Source organism: Janthinobacterium sp. 344 (assembly GCF_900112025.1).
Classification (GTDB): Bacteria; Pseudomonadota; Gammaproteobacteria; order Burkholderiales; family Burkholderiaceae_D; genus Janthinobacterium.
The window spans coordinates 392,065-413,879 of record NZ_FOKL01000005.1 but is presented as its reverse complement, the minus strand read 5'-3'; the positions used below and the strand labels follow the sequence as shown (position 1 = coordinate 413,879).

General features: G+C 64.1%; 15 protein-coding genes and 2 tRNA genes. 7 read left to right on the top strand and 10 right to left on the bottom strand.

The window, feature by feature from the left end; genetic code table 11:
- The first annotated feature begins 28 nt into the window (after positions 1–28).
- From BM193_RS16170 to BM193_RS16155, 4 genes are read left to right on the top strand one after another with little or no spacing between them, the layout of a single operon-like run.
- Positions 29–1,627: an ABC transporter substrate-binding protein gene (locus tag BM193_RS16170; protein ID WP_092797480.1), complete on the top strand. Its 1,599-nt coding sequence runs from the start codon at positions 29–31 to the stop codon at positions 1,625–1,627.
- The gene (locus tag BM193_RS16165) at positions 1,624–2,556 is read left to right on the top strand and encodes an ABC transporter permease (RefSeq protein WP_254786268.1); all 933 of its coding nucleotides are present in this window, start codon (positions 1,624–1,626) and stop codon (positions 2,554–2,556) included. Before BM193_RS16170 ends, BM193_RS16165 begins: the two co-directional genes overlap by 4 nt.
- Complete coding sequence (locus BM193_RS16160; RefSeq protein WP_254786267.1) at positions 2,553–3,344, top strand: ABC transporter permease; 792 nt, start codon at positions 2,553–2,555, stop codon at positions 3,342–3,344. Before BM193_RS16165 ends, BM193_RS16160 begins: the two co-directional genes overlap by 4 nt.
- Positions 3,341–4,750, top strand: a complete 1,410-nt coding sequence (locus BM193_RS16155) for an ABC transporter ATP-binding protein (RefSeq protein WP_092797477.1) — start codon at positions 3,341–3,343, stop codon at positions 4,748–4,750. Before BM193_RS16160 ends, BM193_RS16155 begins: the two co-directional genes overlap by 4 nt.
- 2 nt (positions 4,751–4,752) lie before the next feature.
- Here BM193_RS16155 and BM193_RS16150 read toward each other — a convergent pair whose 3' ends face one another.
- On the bottom strand, positions 4,753–8,346 hold the full coding sequence (locus BM193_RS16150; RefSeq protein ID WP_092797476.1) for a hydantoinase B/oxoprolinase family protein: 3,594 nt from the start codon (positions 8,344–8,346) through the stop codon (positions 4,753–4,755).
- Between the two features lie 131 nt (positions 8,347–8,477).
- Here BM193_RS16150 and BM193_RS16145 point away from each other — a divergent pair, with 131 nt between their 5' ends.
- Entirely contained in the window at positions 8,478–10,022 is a 1,545-nt protein-coding gene (locus BM193_RS16145) for an NAD(P)H-hydrate dehydratase (RefSeq protein ID WP_092797475.1), read from the top strand.
- Positions 10,023–10,030: 8 nt separating this feature from the next.
- Here BM193_RS16145 and BM193_RS16140 read toward each other — a convergent pair whose 3' ends face one another.
- Positions 10,031–10,678 carry an ABC transporter ATP-binding protein gene (locus tag BM193_RS16140; RefSeq protein WP_254786287.1) on the bottom strand — a complete coding sequence of 216 codons (648 nt, stop codon included), beginning with the start codon at positions 10,676–10,678 and terminating at the stop codon, positions 10,031–10,033.
- 124 nt (positions 10,679–10,802) lie between these two features.
- Between BM193_RS16140 and BM193_RS16135 the strand changes: the two genes are divergently transcribed.
- The gene (locus BM193_RS16135; RefSeq protein ID WP_092797474.1) at positions 10,803–11,492 is read left to right on the top strand and encodes an arylesterase; all 690 of its coding nucleotides are present in this window, start codon (positions 10,803–10,805) and stop codon (positions 11,490–11,492) included.
- 220 nt (positions 11,493–11,712) lie between these two features.
- On the opposite strand, the gene BM193_RS16130 is transcribed toward BM193_RS16135, so the two are convergent.
- The 8 genes from BM193_RS16130 to tig form a co-directional block, all read right to left on the bottom strand.
- Positions 11,713–13,638 carry a SurA N-terminal domain-containing protein gene (locus BM193_RS16130; protein WP_175533312.1) on the bottom strand — a complete coding sequence of 642 codons (1,926 nt, stop codon included), beginning with the start codon at positions 13,636–13,638 and terminating at the stop codon, positions 11,713–11,715.
- A 422-nt stretch (positions 13,639–14,060) separates the two neighbouring features.
- A tRNA-Asp gene (locus BM193_RS16125) sits at positions 14,061–14,137 on the bottom strand.
- A gap of 17 nt (positions 14,138–14,154) precedes the next feature.
- Positions 14,155–14,231: transfer RNA gene (locus tag BM193_RS16120), tRNA-Asp, on the bottom strand.
- Between the two features lie 125 nt (positions 14,232–14,356).
- Positions 14,357–14,629 carry an HU family DNA-binding protein gene (locus tag BM193_RS16115; protein ID WP_010398442.1) on the bottom strand — a complete coding sequence of 91 codons (273 nt, stop codon included), beginning with the start codon at positions 14,627–14,629 and terminating at the stop codon, positions 14,357–14,359.
- Positions 14,630–14,833: 204 nt separating this feature from the next.
- Positions 14,834–17,245 carry an endopeptidase La gene (gene lon / locus BM193_RS16110; RefSeq protein ID WP_092797472.1) on the bottom strand — a complete coding sequence of 804 codons (2,412 nt, stop codon included), beginning with the start codon at positions 17,243–17,245 and terminating at the stop codon, positions 14,834–14,836.
- A gap of 274 nt (positions 17,246–17,519) precedes the next feature.
- Entirely contained in the window at positions 17,520–18,788 is a 1,269-nt protein-coding gene (clpX, locus tag BM193_RS16105; protein WP_076568804.1) for an ATP-dependent Clp protease ATP-binding subunit ClpX, read from the bottom strand.
- Between the two features lie 199 nt (positions 18,789–18,987).
- Positions 18,988–19,614, bottom strand: a complete 627-nt coding sequence (gene clpP / locus BM193_RS16100) for an ATP-dependent Clp endopeptidase proteolytic subunit ClpP (protein WP_034751013.1) — start codon at positions 19,612–19,614, stop codon at positions 18,988–18,990.
- A gap of 76 nt (positions 19,615–19,690) precedes the next feature.
- The gene (tig, locus tag BM193_RS16095; protein ID WP_092798030.1) at positions 19,691–21,028 is read right to left on the bottom strand and encodes a trigger factor; all 1,338 of its coding nucleotides are present in this window, start codon (positions 21,026–21,028) and stop codon (positions 19,691–19,693) included.
- Positions 21,029–21,628: 600 nt separating this feature from the next.
- Between tig and BM193_RS16090 the strand changes: the two genes are divergently transcribed.
- Positions 21,629–21,811, top strand: coding sequence for a hypothetical protein (locus BM193_RS16090; protein WP_092797471.1), 183 nt, complete (start codon positions 21,629–21,631; stop codon positions 21,809–21,811).
- Positions 21,812–21,815 lie beyond the last annotated feature (4 nt).

The window sequence follows — 21,815 nt, the reverse complement described above, 5'->3', positions numbered from 1 at the left end:
ACACTGGACGCTGCATGCGCATGGCCCGATGACCGATACCTGCTCCCCCGGCAGACGCCAGTTGCTGCGCCATCTGCCTGGCTTGCTGGCCGCCGCCATCCTGCCTGTCCGCGCCCATGACGGCCCCGCCAGCGCGCATGCGCCCATCGCGCCCGCCAGCCGCGACACCCTGACCGTCGTCGGCCCGTGGGAGCTGACCGGCCTGGAGCCGTCGCGCGGCGGCTACCTGTTTACCCGCATGGAAGTGGCGCAAACCTTGTTCGATGCGGACGACCAGGGCCGCTTGCTGCCGTCCCTGGCCAGCGACTGGGAAGTGTCGCAGGATGGCCTGGAATGGCGCTTCTTCATCGCCCAGGGCAAGCTGTTCCACGACGGCACGCCGCTGACGGCCGGCACCGTGCTCGTTTCGCTGCAGCGCGCGCTGGCCGCGCCCGGCGTGCTGCGCCTGGCCCGCATCCGCGCCATGACGGCCGCGCGCGGCGCCATCGTCGTGACCCTGGCGCAGCCGTATGCGCCGCTGCCCTACCTGTTCACGCATTCCGGCACGCAGGTGCTGGCGCCGTCGTCGTATGGCGCGGATGGCCGGGTGCTGCGCGTCATCGGCAGCGGCCCGTATCGCATCACGGCCATCTCGCTGCCGCAGCAGTTCGACGTGGCGTATTTCGACGGCTGGCGCGGCGCGGCGCCCGCCGTGCGCCGGGCGCGCTATATCAGCGTCTCGCGCGCGGAAACGCGGACCTTGATGGTGCAAAGCGGCCAGGCCGACCTGGCCTTTTCGCTGGACCCGCCCGGCATCCGCCGCCTGCTGCGCCAGCCCGCCGTGCGGCTGGCTGCCGCGCCGCTGCCGCGCACCACCTTCCTGAAACTGAACGCCGGCCATCCGCTGCTGGCCGACGTGCGCGTGCGCCGCGCCATCAGCCTGGCCCTGGACCGCGACGGCATCGCCCGCGCCCTGCTGCGCGACGCCGACCTGGCCGCCACGCAGCTGTTCCCGCCGGCGATGGCGCTGTGGCACCAGCCCGGCCTGGCATCGCTGCGCAGCGATCCGGCGCAGGCCCGCGCGCTGCTGCGCCAGGCCGGCTACCTGCCGGGCGCCGATGGCATCCTGCTGCGCGGCGGCCAGCGCCTGGCCTTGACCCTGACCACCTTCGTCGACCGCCCCGAACTGCCGCTGATCGCCACGGCGGTGCAGGAAGAACTGCGCCAGATCGGCATCGCCATCAAGGTCGTGGTGGGCAATTCCAGCGACATCCCCGCCGGCCACCGCAGCGGCGCGCTGCAAATCGGCCTGGTGGCGCGCAATTTCGGCAACCTGCCCGATCCGACAGCCACCTTGGCCGATGATTACGGCGACCACGGCGGCGACTGGGGCGCGATGGGCTGGCATGGCTCCGCCGTCAGCGCGGCCCTGGCGCAACTGTCCGGTGGCGGCGTGGCGGCCGGCAGCGCGCAAGCGGCCCGGCTGCGCGCGGTCATCGCGGCAGAACTGCAGCAAGGCTTGCCCGTGATTCCCGTCGTCTGGTACCGCCAGACGGTGGCCATGTCACGCCGCGTCGAGGGCGTGAGCATCGACCCGTTCGAGCGCAGCTACCGCATCTCCGGCATCCAATGGAAGACTCCCGCATGAAGATCCTGCTCAAAGCCGTGCTGCAGGCAGTGCTGGTGGCGCTGCTGGTCGGCACGCTGTGCTTTTTCATGACGCGCATGCTGCCCGGCGATATCGCCTACCGCATCGCGGCCGGCCGTTATGGCTATGACATGGTCGATGCCGCCGCCGCGCAAGCCGTGCGCGTCGAGCTGGGGCTGGACCGCGCGCCGCTGGCCGCCCTGGCCGACTGGTGGGGGCGGCTGCTGCGCCTGGACCTGGGCATCTCGCTGGTGACGGCGCAGCCCGTCATCGATGAAATCGGCCTGCAACTGGGCCAGACCCTGCGCCTGTCGCTGTTCGCCGTCATGCTGTCCCTGCCGCTGGGTCCCTTGCCCGGCATGCTGGCCGGCCTGCGCCCCGGCGGCTGGTTCGACAAGGTCAACCTGGCGCTGTCCGTGCTGCTGCGCGCCCTGCCGCCGTTTGTCCTGGCCCTGCTGCTGGTGCTGGCCTTTGCCGTGCAGCTGCAGGCGCTGCCCGCCGCCGGCCACGCCGACCACGGCAGCCTGATGCTGCCCGCGCTGACCCTGGCCCTGGGCCTGGCCGCCGTGTCGTCCCGCGTGGCGCGCGATGCCATGGCCGACGTGCGCGCCTCGGCGTACTACGCCTTCGCCCTGACCAAGGGACTCTCCGCCAGCGTCGCCTTGCTGCGCCATGGCGCGCGCAATGTGGCCGCGCCCGTCGTCGCCTACACGGCGGTGCAGCTGGTGTACCTGGTCGAAGGCGTGGTGCTGGTGGAAACCATCTTTGCCTGGCCCGGCATCGGCCACGCGCTGGTGCATGCCATCTTCGCCCGCGACGTGCCGATGATCCAGGGCACGGCGCTGGTCCTGGGGCTGCTGTTCGTGCTGTTCAACTGCCTCGTCGACCTAGCCTGCGCCGCGCTCGACCCGCGCGCGAGGCAGGCGTGAAAGCATTGTCTCGCACGCAGCGCGCCGGCTGGCTGCTCCTGCTGCTGGTCGCCGCCTTTGCGCTGCTGGGACCCTCGCTGGTGGGCATCGACCCGGCCAGCCAGACCTTGTCTCGCTTTCTGGAGGCGCCGAGCCTGGCGCACCCGCTGGGCCTTGATCACCTGGGCCGCAGCATGCTGGCGCGCCTCGCGCACGGCGCGCAGCTGTCCTTGTCCATGGCCGTGCTCAGCGTCCTGAGCGCCGCCCTTCCCGGCACCCTGCTCGGTGTATTGGCGGCCTGGCGCGGCGGCTGGCCCGATCGCGTGCTGGGCGCGCTGGCCGACGCCGTGCTGGCCCTGCCCGGCCTGCTGCTGGTACTGCTGCTGGCGGCCTTCGCGCCCGGCCAGTTCTGGCCCCTGTACCTGGGCATATCGCTGGCCCTGTGGGTCGAATACTTCCGCGTCACGCGCAGCGCGGCCGCCATCCTGCTGGCCGGTCCGCAGGTGGAAGCGGCGCGCCTGCTGGGCTTTGCTCCTGCCTACATCATGCGCCGCCACCTGGCGCCCGTGCTGCTGCCGCGCCTGGCCACCCTGATGCGCTTCGGCCTTGGCGGCGCCGTGCTGGCCATGGCGGCCCTGGGGTTCATTGGCGTGGGCCTGCAGCCGCCCACGGCGGAACTGGGCGTGATGATGATCGAACTGCTGCCGTATTACAGCGAAGCGCCATGGCTGGTGGGCGCCCCCGTGGCGCTGCTGTTTTTCACCATGCTGGGCCTGATGCTGGCCGGGCGCGCAAGGAAGCTGCCATGAGCGACTCTGCCTGCCTGGAACTGGACGGCCTGGCCGTCGTCGACACGGCCAGCGGCATGCGGCTGGTGCAAGGTGCCAGCCTGCGCGTGGCGTCCGGTGGCGCCTTGAGCCTGCTGGGCGAAAGCGGCTCGGGCAAGTCCCTGCTGGCGCACGCCATCATGGGCACCCTGGCCAGCGGCCTGCGCGCCGAAGGATGCATGCGCATCGGCACGCACGTCCTTGACGCGGCCGACCAGCAAGCCAGGCAAGCGCTGTGGGGCCGTGAAGTGGCGCTGCTGCCGCAGGAACCGTGGCTGGCGCTCGACCCCACCATGCGCGTGCGCCAGCAGGTGGCGGAAACGCACGAGCTGGTGGCAGGCTTGCCGAAAAAAGAGGCGGCCGATGCGGCCCTGCGCGACCTGGCGCGGCTGGGCGTGCGGCACGCGGCGTCCCTGTATCCGCACCAGATCTCGGGCGGCATGGCGCAGCGCGTGGCCTTTTTAGCCACCCATGCGGCCGGCGCGCGCCTGCTGATTGTCGATGAACCGACCAAAGGCCTCGACAGCGGCCGGCGCGCCGACATATTGGCCATGCTGCGCGCCGCGCAGGCCGGCGGCATGGCCGTGCTGTGCATCACGCACGACGTCTGGCTGGCGCGCGCTCTGGGCGGCCAGGTCGCCGTGATGCTGGACGGTGCCATCGTCGAGCAGGGAGCGGCGCATGCCGTGCTGGCCCGCCCCGCGCACGCCTGCACGCGCGCGCTGCTGGCGGCCGATCCGGCCAGCTGGCCGGCGCGAACGCACGCCAGCGCGGCAGGCGCCATCGTTGCCAGGGTCGACAGCGTCGCCAAGGCCTTTGGCCCCCGCACGCTGTTTGCCGGCGTCAGCGCGGATATCCGCCAGGGAGAAATCGTCGCCATCACGGGCGAGAGCGGCGCCGGCAAGACCACCTTCGGCAATCTGCTGCTGGGACTGGTGGGCCCCGATGCGGGCACGGTGACGCGCGGTGCCGGCTTGCCGCGCACCGCCTTCCAGAAGCTGTACCAGGACCCGGCGGCGGCCTTCGCCCCCACCGTCACCATTGAAACGGCGCTGCGCGACGTGGTGAAATTGCATGGTCTGGCCTGGGACAGCGTGGCGCCGCTGCTGGCACGCCTGCGCCTGGGCGCGCATTTGCTGGCGCGCCTGCCGTCGCAGGTGTCGGGCGGCGAACTGCAGCGCTTTGCGCTGGCGCGCGTGCTGCTCTTGAAGCCGGCCCTGATCTTCGCCGACGAGCCGACCTCGCGCCTCGACCCCGTCACGCAGCAGGAAACCTTGTCCCTGCTGCTGGACGCGGCCGGCGCCAGCGGCTGCGCCGTGCTGCTGGTCACGCACGACGCGGAGATTGCGCGCGCCGTGGCGCAGCGGCAGATCCGCCTGCAAGCCTGAGCCTATCCGGCGCCGGCGCCGCCACCAAAACCGCCGCCGCCCGGCGTCTCGATGACGAAGACGTCGCCCGGCTGCATCTGCGCCTTGCCGATATGCGGCAGGTGCTCGACCCTTCCATCGGCCCGTTCGACACGGTTGCGCCCCAGCGCACCGGGCGCGCCGCCGTCCATGCCGAATGGCGGCACGATCCGGTTGTTCGACAGGATGGCCGCCGTCATCGGCTCCAGGAAGCGCATCCTGCGCACGCCGCCATTGCCGCCATGCCAGCGCCCCACCCCGCCCGAATCGGCGCGAATGCTGTAGCTGTCCAGGCGCACGGGAAAGCGCCACTCGAGGATTTCCGGATCCGTCAGGCGCGAATTGGTCATATTCGTCTGCACCACGTCCGTGCCATCGAAACCGGGACCGGCGCCTGAGCCGCCCGAAATCGTCTCGTAGTACTGGTACTTTTCGCTGCCGAACGTGAAGTTGTTCATCGTGCCCTGCGACGCGGCCATGGCGCCCAGCGCACCGTACAGGGCGTTGGTGATGCAGGTCGACGTTTCCACGTTGCCCGAGACGACGGACGCCGGATACCGCGGATTGAGCATGGAGCCGGGCGGAATGATGACGGTCAAAGGCTTCAGGCAGCCCGCGTTCAGCGGAATCTCGTCGTCGACCAGGGTGCGGAACACATACAGCACGGCCGCCATGCAGACGGCGGATGGCGCATTGAAGTTGTTCGGCAATTGGGCGGACGTCCCCGTGAAATCGATGGTGGCGCTGCGCCGCGCCACGTCGACCCGGATCGCCACCTGGATGCGCGCGCCGTTGTCCAGTTCCAGGGTGTAGCTGCCATCTTTCAGGGTCGTGATGACCCGGCGCACGGCTTCCTCGGCATTGTCCTGCACGTGGCCCATGTACGCCTGCACGACGTCGAGGCCGAAATGCGCGACCATGTTATGCAGTTCATCCGCGCCCTTCCGGTTGGCCGCCACCTGGGCGCGCAGGTCGGCCAGGTTCTGCCGCGGATTGCGGGCGGGATAGCGGCAGCCCGCCAGCAGGGCCAGGGTTTCCTCTTCCGCCAGCCGCCCCGTGGCGCCGTCGACCAGCTTGAAATTATCGATCAGGACGCCCTCTTCCTCGATATGCGCAGAGTCGGGCGGCATCGAGCCGGGCGTGGTGCCGCCGATGTCCGCATGGTGGCCGCGCGAGCCCACGTAGAACAGGATGCTCCTGCCATCCGCATCGAAGACGGGCGAGATCACCGTCACGTCGGGCAGGTGCGTGCCGCCGTGGTACGGGTCGTTGAGCATATACACGTCGCCGGGCCGCATGGCGCCCGCATTACGCGTCATGACGGTGCGGATGCTCTCGCCCATGGAACCGAGGTGCACGGGCATGTGCGGCGCGTTGGCGATCAGCTGGCCCTGCGCGTCGAAGATGGCGCAGCTGAAATCGAGGCGCTCCTTGATGTTGACGGAATGGGCCGTGTTTTGCAGGCGCAGTCCCATCTGCTCGGCGATCGACATGAACAGGTTATTAAAGATTTCCAGCATCACGGGGTCGGCCTGCGTCGCTGTTGGCAAACCCTTGGCGACGCGCGCGGGCAAGGCCACGACGCGGCGCAAGACCAGATGGCCGTGCGGCGTGACTTGCGCGCGCCAGCCCGGCTCGACGACGGTGGTGGCATTGGCGTCGCTGACGATGGCCGGGCCGTCGATGGCGTCGCCGGGACGCAAGCCGTCCGCCGCATACAGGCCGCTGGGCCGCCACGCTCCCGCGCAGTACATGTCCACCGTTTGCACGGGCGCCAGCACGCCGATGCGCGCCGCATATGCCGGAGCGTGCGCCTGCGGTGCATCGGAAGCGCCGATGGCTTCCACGGAGATCGCTTCGACGATCAGCGCGCGCGCCGGCATCAGGAAGGAAAAACGCTTTTTATACGCCGTTTCGAACTGCGCCTGCATGCCGCTGACGCTGTCGAACAGCACGACGAGGGCGGAATCCGTGCCCTCGTAGCGCAGGTGCACGCGCTTCACCAGCGCGATGCGCTCCCGCGTCACGCCCTGGCGCAGCAAATCGCCCTGCGCCAGTTCACCCAGGGCCGCGAAATCGCTTGCCAAGTCCTTGTCCAATGCCGCCTCGATGGCCTTTTCCCGCATCGCGCTCTGGTCGGCCAGGCCCATGCCGTAGGCCGACATCACGCCGGCCAGGGTATGGATGAAGACCGTGCGCATGCCCAGCGCGTCGGCCACCAGGCAGGCGTGCTGGCCGCCCGCGCCGCCAAAGCTGGTGAGCGTATAGTCGGTGACGTCGTGGCCGCGCTGCACGGAAATCTGCTTGATGGCGTTGGCCATGTTGCCCACGGCGATGGCGATATAGCCTTCGGCCACCTGCTCCGCGGTGCTGCCCACCGTGCGCGCCAGCGCCTCGAACTGGGCGCGCACCGTGGCCGCGTCCAGCGCTTCATTGGCGTCGGGACCGAAGACGCGGGGGAAGAACGCCGGCTGCAGCTTGCCCAGCATGACGTTGCAGTCGGTGACGGCCAGCGGGCCGCCGCGCCGGTAGCTGGCGGGGCCGGGATTGGCGCCCGCGCTGTCCGGCCCCACCTTGTAGCGGGCGCCGTCGAAATGCAGGATGGAGCCGCCGCCCGCCGCCACCGTGTGGATGCTCATCATGGGGGCGCGCATGCGCACGCCGGCGATCTGCGTCTCGAACACGCGTTCGAACTCGCCCGCGTAGTGCGACACGTCCGTCGAGGTGCCGCCCATGTCGAAGCCGATGACCTTGTCGAAGCCGGCCAGCGCGCTGGCGCGCACCATGCCGACGATGCCGCCGGCGGGACCGGACAGGATGCTGTCCTTGCCCTGGAAGGCGCGCGCATCCGTCAAGCCGCCGTTCGACTGCATGAATTGCAGGTGCACGCCGGGTAGTTCGACCGCCAGCTGGTCGACGTAGCGGCGCAGGATCGGCGACAGATAGGCGTCGACCACGGTGGTGTCGCCGCGCGCCACCAGCTTCATCATGGGGCTGACTTCGTGCGACACGGACACCTGCGTAAAACCGGCGGCGCGCGCCAGCTGCGCCACCCGCGCCTCGTGCGCAGGATGGCGGTAGCCGTGCATGCAGACGATGGCGATCGAGCGCAAGCCGCGCGCATGCGCCTGTTCCAACGCCGTGCGCGCGGCCGCCTCGTCGAGCGGCGTGACCACGTCGCCGTGCGCGCCCATGCGTTCATCGAGCTCGATCACGTCGCCGTACAGCAGTTCGGGCAGCACGATCTGGCGCGCGAACAGCAGCGGACGGTTCTGGTAGGCGATGCGCAAGGCGTCGCGGAAGCCGCGCGTGATGGCCAGCACCGTGGCTTCGCCCTTGCGTTCGAGCAGCGCATTGGTGGCCACCGTCGTGCCCATCTTGATGGCGCCCAGCAGCTCCACCGGCAGCGGCGCGTCGGGCGCAAGGCCCATCAGCTGGCGCATGCCGGCCAGGGCCGCGTCGCGGTACTGGCCCGGGTTCTCGGACAGCAGCTTGTGCGTGGCCAGGCTGCCGTCGGGACGGCGCGCCACGATGTCCGTAAAAGTGCCGCCACGGTCGATCCAGAATTGCCAATCCATCGCCTTGCCCCCAGTCTTAAGTGAGATGGCTATTGTAGCCGCCAAACAGGGGCGCGTTTCAGGCGTGCGCGCCTTGCCTTCCGCGCCGATCGGCCTTATGTTGAACGCATACCGACAAATGGAAGACACACATGCCACTGACCGACTCCGCCCATCCGCTGTACGCCATCGCCGAACTGCGCGCCATCGAACAGGCAGCGCTGCAAAACTTGCCGCAAGGCTTGCTGATGCAGCGCGCGGGCCAGGCCGCCGCCAGCACCGCGCTGAAACTGCTGCACCGCCAGGAAGACGGCGACAGCGCGGGCCACAGCCGCGTGCTGGTGCTCGCCGGTCCCGGCGACAATGGCGGTGACGCGCTGGAAGCGGCCATGCACCTGGCCGGCAGCGGCATCGAAGTGCTGGTGTGGCTGGCGCCCGAGGCGCGCGCCACCTCGCCCGAGCGTGAACTGGCATTGAGCCGCGCTCGCAACAGCGCCGCGCGCTTCATCGACGCCGGTACCAGCATGGCGTCGGCGGCCGTCGGCGCGGCGCCATGGGACCTGGTCATCGATGGCCTGTTCGGCATCGGCGCTTCGCGTCCGCTCGACGGCGAATGCCGCGACGTGGTCCAGCTCGTGAACAATCTCGATTGCCCCGTGCTGGCGCTCGACGTGCCCAGCGGCCTGCACGCGGACACGGGCGCCATCGATGGCGTGGCCATCCGCGCCGCGCACACGCTCACCTTCATCGGCGACAAGCCTGGCTTGCACACGGCGAATGGCCGCGATCATGCGGGCGAAGTGGAAGTGGCGGCGCTGGCCATCGATCCCGCCCTGCTGCCTGCGGCGAAGGCGCAGCTGAACGGCCTGCACCTGTTCGCCCGCCAGCTGCAGCCGCGCCGGCAAAACACGCACAAGGGCAGCTACGGCAGCGTGGCCATCATCGGCGGCGCGCAAGGCATGGCCGGCGCGCCCATCCTGTCGGCCCGCACGGCCCTGCATGCGGGCGCCGGCCGCGTCTTCGTCGCCTTTCCCGATGCGCCGCCCGCGTTCGACAGCGGCCAGCCGGAACTGATGTGCCGCCGCGCGCGCGACGTGGATCTCTCGGGCCTGCACTTTGCCGCGCTGGTGGCGGGACCGGGCTTGGGCGACGACGTCGATACGGTGGAACTGCTGCAGCGCACCTTCGAGAGCGACAGCCCCCTGCTGCTGGACGCGGACGCGCTGAACCTGATGGCGGCCGAACCGGAACTGCAGTCGGCGCTGGCCGTGCGTACGGGCGCGGGCGCGACGATCCTGACGCCGCATCCGCTGGAAGCGGCCCGCCTGCTCGACATGACGGTGGCCGAAGTCCAGGCCGACCGCCTGGGCGCGGCGCGCCAGCTGGCGGCGCAGCTGGGCGTCATCGTGGTACTCAAGGGTTCGGGCACGGTGGTCGCCGCGCAGGATGGCCAGGTGGTCGTCAACAACACGGGTGGTCCCGCGCTGGCGACGGCGGGCACGGGCGACGTGCTGGCGGGCCTGTGCGGCAGCCTGCTGGCGCAGGGCTGGCCCGAGTGGGAAGCGGCCATCGGCGCCGTCTGGCTGCATGGCGCGGCCGCCGATGCGCTGGTGGCGTCGGGCAACGGCCCCATCGGCCTGACGGCGGGGGAATTGATCCCCGCGATACGCCGCTTGATCAATGCCTTGTCGGCATAGTTAAAACGCTATACCAGCCGCCCTGCGGCAATCGTGATCGTGCGTCCGCAACGGGCCGCGATCGAACTGTCGTGCGTGACGAGCACCAGGGTCGAACCGCGCTCGCGGTTCAGCTCGAACATCAGCTGGATCACGGCTTCGCCCGTGGCCGCGTCCAGGCTGCCCGTCGGCTCATCGGCGAACAGCAGCGGCGGTTCCGTGACGAAGGCGCGGGCCAGCGCCACGCGCTGCTGCTCGCCGCCGGACAGGTATTTCGGATAGTGCTTCAGGCGGCTGCCCAGGTTCACCCTGCCCAGCATGGCTTGCGCCTTGTCCTTCGCCTGCGGGTCGCCGCGCAATTCCAGCGGCAGCATGACGTTTTCCAGCGCCGTCAGGTGCGCCAGCAACTGGAAGGACTGGAACACGAAGCCCAGCTTTTCCTTGCGAAAACCGGCGCGGCCATCCTCATCGAGGGCGAAGATATCCGTGCCGTCGAGCATCACCTTGCCCTCGCTGGGCGTGTCGAGTCCCGCCAGCAGACCCAGCAAGGTGGACTTGCCGGAACCGGAGGCGCCGACGATGGCCAGCGTCTCGGCCGTTTGCACGGTAAAATCGACGCGATGCAGGATGGTCAGCTCGCCATCGGCATCGGGTACGCGCTTGGCCAGCTGGACCACTTCGATGGCCGGCTGGGCATTTTGGCTGTTTTGGCTGTTGCTGGCGGCGGGCCGCTGGTCCGCTCGCCGTGCGGCTGTCTCTGACGGGAGAAAACTGGTGGAAGTCGCTTTAGGGAATTCAGGCATGCTGATCTATCTTAAAAAATTTCGTGAACAAATAAGTGTCGAGGGCGGCAGCCGCATGCGGCGGCGCACCCTGTCCCTGCTTCCTGCGGCAATCCTGCTCCTGGCGGCAGGCATGACGAACGCCTATTCTGCACCAAAAACGCTGCTGGTGCTCGGCGATAGCCTCTCGGCCGAATATGGGCTGGCACGGGGCACGGGCTGGGTGGCGCTGATGGAACAGCGGCTGAAGGCGCAAAAGAACGAGACGCGCATCGTCAACGCCAGCATCAGCGGCGAGACCACCAGCGGCGGCCGCGCCCGCCTGCCCGCGCTGCTGGCCAAGCACCAGCCGGACGTGGTGCTGATCGAGCTGGGCGCCAACGACGGCTTGCGCGGCCTGCAGCTGGCCGCCACCGAGGCGAACCTGCGCGCCATGGGCGAGGCGTCGAAAAAGGCCGGCGCGCAAGTGGTGCTGGTGGGCATGCGCATGCCGCCCAACTATGGCCGCGACTATGGCGACAAGTTCTATGCCATGTTTGGCAAGCTGGCGAAGGAATGGCAGGCGCCGCTCGTGCCCTTCATGTTCGAAGGCATCGCCGACCAGCCGCAGCTGTTCCAGGCCGACCGCATGCACCCGACCGCGCAGGCGCACCCGGCGATCCTGAAAAACATCTGGCCGCGGCTGGCGCCGTTGCTGGGGGCGAAGTAAGCCGGTTCATAAGCTCATTCAATTTCCCCCCCGAAGGCCGAACTGCCGAAAATCCGGGGTCAGACCCGGCGGGTCTGACCCCAGCTTTACGCGGGGTCAAACGGGGTCGCCCCGCCCCCAGCTTCACGCTGGGGACATAGCAAATTGCACAACATGCACATTTTCCAGACAAAAAAATAGCCGCTCGAAAGCGGCTATTTTTATGCGTGGAAACTCAATCTTATGGCGCTTCCGGCGCTGCGGCGGCTGGTGCCGTGACCGGCTTGACGATCTTCACCTTGGCCTTGGCTTTCAGGTACTCGACGTAATCGAACATTTCCTGTTGTGCCAGGATGCCGCTGATCTGGTCTTTCTCTTGCTGGCGGCGTGCCGCATCGACTTGCTCCGGCTGCTGCACCTTGCTGATGCGGTAGATGCCGTAGCCCAACGCTGGCAAGTCGACGCCCACGTACGCTGGCAGCTTGCTGGTGTCGGCTTTCATGACTTGCGCGATGGCGGCGCGGTTGATGCCGTCGAGCTTGCTGCGCGACACCCATTGCGCGGCGCCGAAACCGGTGGCGTCACCCGAGGCCTTCAAGGCGGCCAGCTTGGCTTCGCCGGCTTTCTTCGCCAGCTTTTCCGCTTCTTCCATGGTCACGCGCTGACGGATCATCGCTTCGACTTCGGCCAGCGGACGCTTCGATGCCGGCTTGAATTCCACCACGCGGCCAGCGATCAGCACGTTCGGCGCGACGGTCACGGCTTCCGTGTTGCGCTTGTCTTTCAGCGAGTCGTTCGAGAAGATGGCGCTCAGGAACTTGGCATTGTTGAATGGCGCGTTACCGAGGGCTGGCGACGGCGTGCGCGACAGGTTGGCGACGGTTTCCACTTTCAGCTTCAGCTTGTCAGCGGCCGGTTTCAGGCTGTCCGATTGCTCGTACACGGTGTTGGTGAAGGTTTCCGCCATTTCCGAGTATTTCTTGGCGGCGAACTGCTTGCGCAGGTCGGCCGTGATTTCGCCGCGCACTTCGTCCAGCGCCTTGACGTGCTGTGGCTTGAGCGAGGTGACGGTCAGAATGTGGAAACCGAAATCGGAAGCGACGACATCGCTGATCTCGCCTTGCTTGAGCTTCGAGACGGCATTGAGCAGCGGCGCAGGCAAGCCATCCTTGCCGATCACGCCCAGGTCGCCGCCCTGTTCCGCGGAGGCCGGGTCTTCCGACTTGGCTTTCGCCACGGCGGCAAAGGTGGCTGGCGCCTTGCGCACTTCAGCCAGGATCGCTTCGGCCTTGGCCTTGGCGGCGGCCTTGTCGGCGGCCGATGCGTCTTTCTTCACAGCCACCAGGATGTGGCTGGCCTGACGCGCTTCTTCCGTCGTGTAGGCTTTCTGGTTCTTCGCGTAGTAGCTGGTCACGTCGGCGTCGGTGACGTCGACCTGTTCGCCGGCGGCGCTGTCGTCGAGCACGACGTATTCGATCTTCGCTTGTTCCGGGATTTCAAAGAACTTGCTGTTCTTGTCGTAGAAGGCCTTGACCATGGCGTCCGTCACTTTAACTTCCGACACGTACTGGGCGATCGGCAACAGCAATTCCTGCACTTCACGCTCTTCCGAGGTGATGTCGGACAGGCGCTTGGTGACGGTGGTCGGGGCGAAGGCGGTGCCTTGCACGGCGCCAGCCAGTTGCTGCAGGGCCAGGTCGCTGCGGCGGCGCGCATCGTACATCTGCGGCGTCATGCCTTGGGCGGCCAGCATGGCCTTGTAGCGTTCCAGGTCGAACTTACCGTCTGGCAAGGTCAAGCCGGGGATGTCCAGCACTTCTTTTTGCAGCACGGCATCGCTGATGACCAGGTGGCTGCGGCCCACTTCGGCGGACACGGCGCGCTCGGCGATCAGGTTGTCGAGGATGCTCTGGCGCGCTTCCGGCGTATCGAACATTTTCTGGTCGAACTGCTCGCCCATCATCTGGCGGTAGCGGTCGATCTGCTGGCGTTGCGCTTCTTCATATTGCTGCTGCGTGATCACCTGATCGCCGACCTTGGCGATGGTGTTCGCGCCGTCGCCGAAGCTTTGGTAGCCACTGATACCGACCAGTGCAAAAGACGGGACGATCACCAGCATCAAGAGAAACTGCATGAAGCGTCGATGGGTACGAATAAATTCAAACATGGTCAGCCAATTCGGGATGAGTGGATCACTATAAAAAAAGGCGAACATGCGTTCGCCTTGATTTCTTCGGCGGAATGGACGGGACAGATGTCCACTTCCCCTTTAGATTCAACAACTTGGCGCTGGAACTAAAGCAGGATTCTGACGCCCAAGCCATTATCTCCTGATTCTACAATGCCCATAGCGCTATAGCAAGAGTAAATCAGGGTCGGCGCCCCGCCCCGGCCGCGCATGCGAACGCATTGCCGGCGGGGCGCCGAGCCCGGCCATTAAACCCGGTCCAGCTTAAAGGCGATTTAAATGCACGCCCTTCCTTATTCAAGAAAGCACTGCGGAGATTTAAAGCGGCGCCGCGCGAAGATAATCGGACGCATAAACAAAAAACCCGCGCTGCTTATTCAGCAGCGCGGGTTTCTATATTCTGGCGGAGCGGACGGGACTCGAACCCGCGACCCCCGACGTGACAGGCCGGTATTCTAACCAACTGAACTACCACTCCTTGAGAGCGTATTTTTTTGGCGGAGCGGACGGGACTCGAACCCGCGACCTCCGACGTGACAGGCCGGCATTCTAACCAACTGAACTACCACTCCGAAAAATACACAGTACTACTTGCATTTGCATCCAGGGTGGCGCTCCGAAGAACTTCAACCCTGAAATCGCGGCACCCGAGAGCGCCGCCAAATGTTTCCGGTGATTGTCACCTCACCGAAGTCCGTTAGTTTACAGCATCCTTCAAAGCTTTACCAGCTTTAAATTTCGGGACTTTTGCAGCTTCGATCGTGATCGCTTCTTTGGTACGCGGATTGCGGCCGGTACGCTCAGCGCGTTCGCTGACCGAGAAAGTACCGAAACCAACCAGCGTCACGCTGTCGTTGTTTTTCAAAGTTTCCGTCACGCCGCCGATAACAGCGTCGAGTGCGCGCGCAGCGGCGGCTTTGGAAATGTCAGCTTTTTCAGCAATGTGGTCGATCAATTCAGTCTTGTTCACTAGCATCCCCAATTACAAAGGTATAAAACGTTTACCGTATCGTTGCGGCACTTTTGGCACCACAGCTGTCCGGCGAAAAAAATGTGCAGGCGTATTAAACAAGCCACACTGTATATGTGTCAAGCGCTTTGGGGGCGCAATTCACGTTTCAATATAAAACAAGCGCTCTAAAAGCGCTTGTTTGGGGAAAACAGGGGTAAAACGTTAGTGTTTTACTACCTCGCCAGCCGCATCAGGCTTGGCCGCCGCGGCCGTGACAGCCTCCACGGCAGCGACTTCCGTCAACGGTTCAGGCATGCGTTCGAGCGCGATTTCCAGCACTTTATCGATCCAGCGCACCGGCACGATCTCCAGCTTGTTCTTGACGTTGTCCGGAATTTCGGCCAGGTCTTTCACATTCTGCTCTGGAATCAGGACCGTCTTGATGCCGCCGCGATGGGCCGCCAGCAGCTTTTCTTTCAGGCCGCCGATCGGCAGCACTTCGCCGCGCAAGGTGATCTCGCCCGTCATCGCCACGTCGGCGCGCACGGGAATGCCCGTGAAGACGGACACCATCGCCACCGTCATGGCCGCGCCAGCCGAAGGACCATCCTTCGGCGTCGCGCCTTCCGGCACGTGGATATGGATGTCGCTCTTCTCGAACACGTCCGGCTTGATGCCCAGGCGCGCGGAACGGCTGCGCACGACGGTGCGGGCCGCCTCGATCGATTCCTTCATCACGTCGCCCAGGGTACCCGTGCGGATGACGCCGCCCTTGCCCGGCATCGACACGGCTTCGATGGTCAGCAGATCGCCGCCCACTTCCGTCCATGCCAGACCGACCACCTGGCCCACCTGGTTTTCTTTCTCCGCGACGCCGAAATCATAGCGGCGCACGCCGAGGAATTTATCCAGGTTCTTCGAATTGACGATGACTTTCTTGTCGGACTTTTTCAGCAGCAGCATCTTGACCACCTTGCGGCAGATCTTCGACACTTCCCGCTCGAGCGAGCGCACGCCGGCTTCCCGCGTGTAGTAGCGGATGATGTCGCGCAGCGCCGATTCGGCCACCGAAATTTCTTCTTCCTTCAAGCCATTGTTCTTGATCTGCTTCGGCAGCAGGTAGCGCTGCGCGATGCTGGTCTTTTCATCTTCCGTGTAACCGGACAGGCGGATCACTTCCATGCGGTCCAGCAAGGCTGGCGGAATGTTGTACGAGTTCGACGTGGCCACGAACATCACGTCGGACAGGTCGAAATCGACTTCGATGTAATGGTCGGAGAACGTGTGGTTCTGTTCCGGGTCCAGCACTTCCAGCAGGGCCGACGACGGATCGCCACGGAAATCGGCGCCCATCTTGTCGACTTCATCGAGCAGGAACAGGGGATTGCGCACGCCGACTTTCGACAGCGATTGCAGGATCTTGCCCGGCATCGAGCCGATGTAGGTACGACGGTGGCCGCGGATCTCGGCTTCGTCGCGCACGCCGCCCAGGGCCATGCGCACGAACTTGCGGTTCGTCGCGCGGGCGATGGACTGGCCCAGCGACGTCTTGCCGACGCCAGGAGGACCGACGAAGCACAGGATAGGCGCTTTGAGCTTGTCGACGCGCTGCTGCACCGCGAGGTACTCCAGGATGCGTTCCTTGACCTTGTCGAGGCCGTAGTGGTCGCCTTCGAGCACTTTTTCCGCATTCGACAGGTCATTGTTGACCTTGGATTTCTTTTTCCAAGGCAAGTTGACGAGGGTGTCGATGTAGTTGCGCACGACGGTGGCTTCGGCCGACATCGGCGACATCAGCTTGAGTTTTTTCAGCTCGTTGGTGGCCTTGTCCAGCGCTTCCTTCGGCATTTTTGCCGAGGCGACTTTTTTCTCCAGCTCGTCGAGGTCGGCACCATCCTCGCCCTCGCCCAGCTCTTTCTGGATCGCCTTGACTTGCTCGTTCAGGTAGTACTCGCGCTGCGATTTTTCCATCTGGCGCTTGACTCTGCCGCGGATGCGCTTTTCCACCTGCAAGATGTCGAGCTCGCCTTCGAGCTGGCCCAGCAGGTGTTCCAGGCGCTTGGCCACGCTGAAGATTTCCAGGATGACCTGTTTCTGCTCCAGCTTCAGGGGCAGGTGCGCGGCCACCGTGTCGGCCAGGCGGCCGGCATCGTCGATGCCCGACAGGGAAGCGAGGATTTCCGGCGGAATCTTTTTGTTCAGTTTGACGTACTGGTCGAACTGCTGCACGATCGCGCGGCGCATGGCTTCGACTTCCGACTCGTCGCCCGGCTCGGACTCGAGCGGCGTCAGGTCGGCGATGAAGTGCGTCGGCGCATCGCTGATGTGGTTGATACGGGCACGCTGCGCGCCTTCGACCAGCACCTTGACGGTGCCATCGGGCAGCTTCAGCATTTGCAGAATATTGGCGACGCAGCCAATTTCATAGATATCCGAAGGAGACGGCTCGTCCTTCGCGGCTGCTTTTTGAGCGGCAAGCATGATGCTCTTGCCCTGCTCCATCGCAGCTTCCAGCGCCTTGATCGACTTTGGACGGCCAACGAACAGCGGTATCACCATATGCGGGAAAACGACGACATCCCGCAACGGCAATAACGGCAGTTGAGTTTGCTCAGTTAATTTGGAAGTTGTCATGGCGTACCTTATAGAAAGCGTGTTTACGATGTTGGCGCTCGCTGCCAAAACACAAGACCGGCGAGAATAAATAATTCTGTGAAACAAACATCACTGTCTATTTCGCAAAACACACCCGCATGACTCTAATGTGCAAGTTGAATGATAAAAAAGCCACGCGCAGCGAAGCGCCGCGAGTGGCTTTACGATTGAAGCCTGCACCATTATTGATTTAAATTGTACTGCCATGCCTTAAGGAATCAAAACCCTTTTTATGCATTTGTGTGGGCAGTTCTCAATTTTCTCCGGAGGCCTTGGCAGTCTCTTGGTAAATCAACAAAGGTTTGGCACCGCTGGTGATGGTATTTTCGTCGATGACGACCTTCACCACATTTTGTTCGCTCGGCAGTTCGTACATGACGTCCAGCAAAGCGTGTTCCAGGATGGAACGCAGGCCACGGGCGCCGGTCTTGCGCGCCAGCGCCTTGCGGGCGATCGCATGCAGGGCGGCCGGACGAATCTCCAGTTCCGCGCCTTCCATCTCGAGCAGCTTCGAATACTGCTTGATCAGCGCATTCTTTGGCTCGACGAGAATCTGGATCAGCGCCTCTTCCGTCAATTCCGCCAGGGTGGCGATGACAGGCAGGCGGCCCACCAGTTCCGGGATCAGGCCGAACTTGACCAGATCTTCCGGTTCCGCTTGCAACATCAGTTCGCTGGCCGAGCTTTGCGACTTGCTGCGCACGGTGGCCGAGAAGCCGATGCCGCTCTTTTCGGAACGGTTGGCGATCACTTTCGACAGGCCGTCGAAGGCGCCGCCGCAAATGAACATGATGTTGGTCGTGTCGATCTGCACGAAATCCTGGTTAGGATGCTTGCGGCCGCCTTGTGGCGGCACGGACGCCATCGTGCCTTCGATGAGTTTCAGCAAGGCTTGCTGCACGCCTTCGCCGGACACATCGCGCGTGATCGACGGATTGTCGGACTTGCGCGAAATCTTGTCGATCTCATCGATGTAGACGATGCCGCGCTGGGCTTTCTCGACGTCATAGTTGCAGCTTTGCAGCAGCTTCTGGATGATGTTTTCCACGTCCTCACCCACGTAACCGGCTTCGGTCAGGGTGGTGGCGTCGGCGATCACGAACGGCACATTGAGCATGCGCGCCAGGGTCTGTGCCAGCAGGGTCTTGCCCGAGCCGGTAGGACCGACCAGCAAGATGTTGCTCTTGGCCAGTTCGATGTCGTCTTTCTTGCCCAGGTGCTTGAGGCGCTTGTAATGGTTGTACACCGCCACCGACAGGATGCGCTTGGCAGTCTGCTGGCCGATCACGTACTGATCGAGCAAGGCGGCGATTTCTTGCGGCGTCGGCAGGTCGGATTTGGTACCGGTCACCGTCTCGATGCTCGACGTTTCATCACGGATGATGTCGTTGCACAAGTCGATGCACTCGTCGCAAATGAACACGGACGGGCCGGCGATGAGTTTCTTCACCTCGTGCTGGCTTTTGCCGCAGAACGAGCAATACAGTAATTTTTCGCCGCTAGAGGATTTTTTGTCTGACATAAGGCATTTTGGTTGGAACTGCATTAACAATATTGCAAAATCGCAAGCCGGATCGCGGTCGCCGCCCGCAAGGCAGCCACCCATGGCGCAAGTCAACAACGTGCACAAGCTCCATGCTACCCGAAATAAAAGCGAAACGCCCGAACGTTTGAGCGCCCGGGCGTTTACTTACAACCTTAGCAATACCGGTAGGGGCTCATCAAGCGCGGCTGGTCAACACTTTGTCGATCAAACCATACTCAACGGCCTCGTCGGCGGACATGAAACGGTCGCGGTCGGTGTCCTTGGCGATCTGTTCGATCGACTGGCCCGTGCGCTCGGCCATGATGCCGTTCAAGCGGGTACGCAGGTAAAGGATTTCCTTCGCCTGGATCTCGATGTCCGACGCCATGCCTTGCGAACCACCGGACGGCTGGTGAATCATGATGCGCGAGTTGGGCAGCGAAAAACGCTTGCCCTTGGCGCCAGCGGCCAGCAGGAAGGCGCCCATCGAGGCGGCCATCCCCGTGCACAGGGTCGAGACGTCCGGCTTGATGAACTGCATGGTATCGTAGATGGCCATGCCAGCCGAGACGGAACCACCTGGCGAGTTGATGTAGAGCGAGATTTCCTTTTCCGGATTTTCGCTTTCCAGGAACAGCAGCTGGGCGACAACCAGGTTGGCCATCTGGTCATTGACCGGGCCGACCATGAAAATCAAGCGTTCCTTCAGCAGGCGCGAGTAAATATCATACGAGCGCTCGCCGCGACCGCTTTGTTCCACCACCATCGGCACCAGGCCGAGCATCTCTGTGTCCAGCGCCGGATTACGGTTCATACCTGTCATTTCATTTCCTTGTGAAGCAGTTAGAGGGCGCCGCCTGGGCCTTGCGGCCGGGAGCGGCGTCCGGATACCAACTGGTTTACGCTTGTGCGTTGCTTCCCATCAGTTCGTCGAAAGCAACTGCTTTCGTCGTGACTTTCGACAGGCCCAACACGTAAGTGACGACGTTTTCTTCCAATACAAGGGCTTCGATCTCACCCAGGCGACGACGGTCGCTGTAGTAGTACTTCAGCACTTCGCGTGGATCTTCGTAGCTTTGGGCGAAATCTTCGATCTGCGCCTTGACTTGCTCAGGCGTCGCCTGCAGGTTGTTGTCGCCCACCAGCTGCGACAGGATCAGGCCCAGGCGTACGCGACGCTCGGCTTTTTCCGCGAACAGTTCTGCTGGGAAAGGCACATCCTTGACGTTCATGCCGCGCTGCGCCATGTCCTGGCGGGTCATTTCAGCCAGGCGCTCGGAATCCTGAGCGATCAGGGTCTTTGGCACTTCCAGCTCAGCAACTTTGATCAGCGCGTCCATGACGGCTTCCTTGTTGCGTGCCTTCACGCGGCCAGCGACTTCGCGCTGCAGGTTGACTTTGATGTCTTCGCGCATTTTGGCCAGGTCGCCATCGGCAACGCCCAGCGACTTGGCGAATTCGGCATCGACTTCCGGCAGGTGCGCCCATTCCAGCTTTTGCAGCGTGATGGTGAACGAGGCGGTTTTGCCGGCCACGTCCTTGCCATGGTAGTCCTCAGGGAACGACAATGGGAAAGTCTTCGACTCGCCCACTTTCAGGCCCAGGGTCGCGGCTTCGAATTCTGGCAGCATGCGGCCTTCGCCCAGCACGAAAGCGTAGCCTTCAGCTTTGCCGCCTGGGAATTCAACGCCGTCGATCGAGCCGACGAAGTCGACGGTCACGCGGTCGCCGTTCGCAGCGATCGGCTCGCCGCCGTCGCCGTGTTCGCCAGCTTCGCCCTTGGTGTGGAAATGCACGCGCTGCTTGCGCAGGATGTCGATGGTCTTGTCGATTTCGGCTTCCGACACGTCGGCTTGCACGGTTTCGATTTCAACGGCCGTCAGGTCGCCGATGACGACTTCCGGATACACTTCGAAGGTGGCGTCGAAAGCCAGCTGGCCTTCGGCTGCTTCTTTCGGTACGATGTTCGGGAAACCGGCGACGCGCAGGTTGTTTTCGTTGGCGGCGTCGTTGAAAGCGCGGCCGACTTTGTCGTTCAGCACTTCGGATTCGATCTGGTAGCCGTATTGTGCTGCGACCATTTTCAACGGCACTTTGCCCGGACGGAAGCCCGGTGCCTTAGCCGTACGGGCTTGCACTTTCAGGCGCTTCTCAACTTCCGTGCGGACGTCCGTCAGCGGGAAGGAGATCGTGATACGACGTTCGAGTTTGCCCAAGGTTTCGACTGCAGTTGCCATGTAAAAAATCGTCCAAAAAATAAACACTGTTGGTACGAGAAAAGAAGACCCGACCCCTTGCGCCATCACTGACGACAAGACATGGGTCCAGCTTCACTCGCTCGCATATTCATCTGTAAAAGCATTGAAAGCAGGACAATGGACCTGGTCTACTTGGCTGAGGGAAAACCCGCACCAGGCACCAAACAATCCGCCGCTCGCAATACTGCGACAGGGCTCCGAGCGTCCAGCCCTGCTTCAAGGTAAAGCGCAGGGCCGGCCATCATTCGGTAAAGCGTGGCATTATAACAAAGGACTTCGGAGAAGTGGCTGGCTTTGCAGCCCGACCACAGAGGATGCCAGCGGCGGCGAACGAGTCGCCGCAGCCTGGCGCTGCCCTGTCTTTACTCTTGCCCCGGCATTCTTCATTCGCCAGAGACAGGCTTTCCAGCCTGCTTCGTACATTAGTATATGCGAACTGTCGCTCCGTCCGAAACAAAGAAATGCGCTCTTGGCGAAGATTTCGGCCAAAAAACCTTTGATTTGCCTCAATTTGGCCATTTTTCAGGCAAACCTAAGTCCCCGTATGCCTCTCCAAGTGAATTTAAGGGAGAAAACATCATGAGCGACAGCGCACCCGGCACTTCCAGCAACGCCAAAGCCAAGCTGCAAATGGTCCTCAGCCGCCTGCTCGACGGCGTCACCGATGACGATCTGCAAAAAATCCAGACGGAAGTCGATGAAATGGAATTGCGCATGAAGGGCGACGGCCACCACGACCACGACCACCCGACCGTCGCCTGAGGCG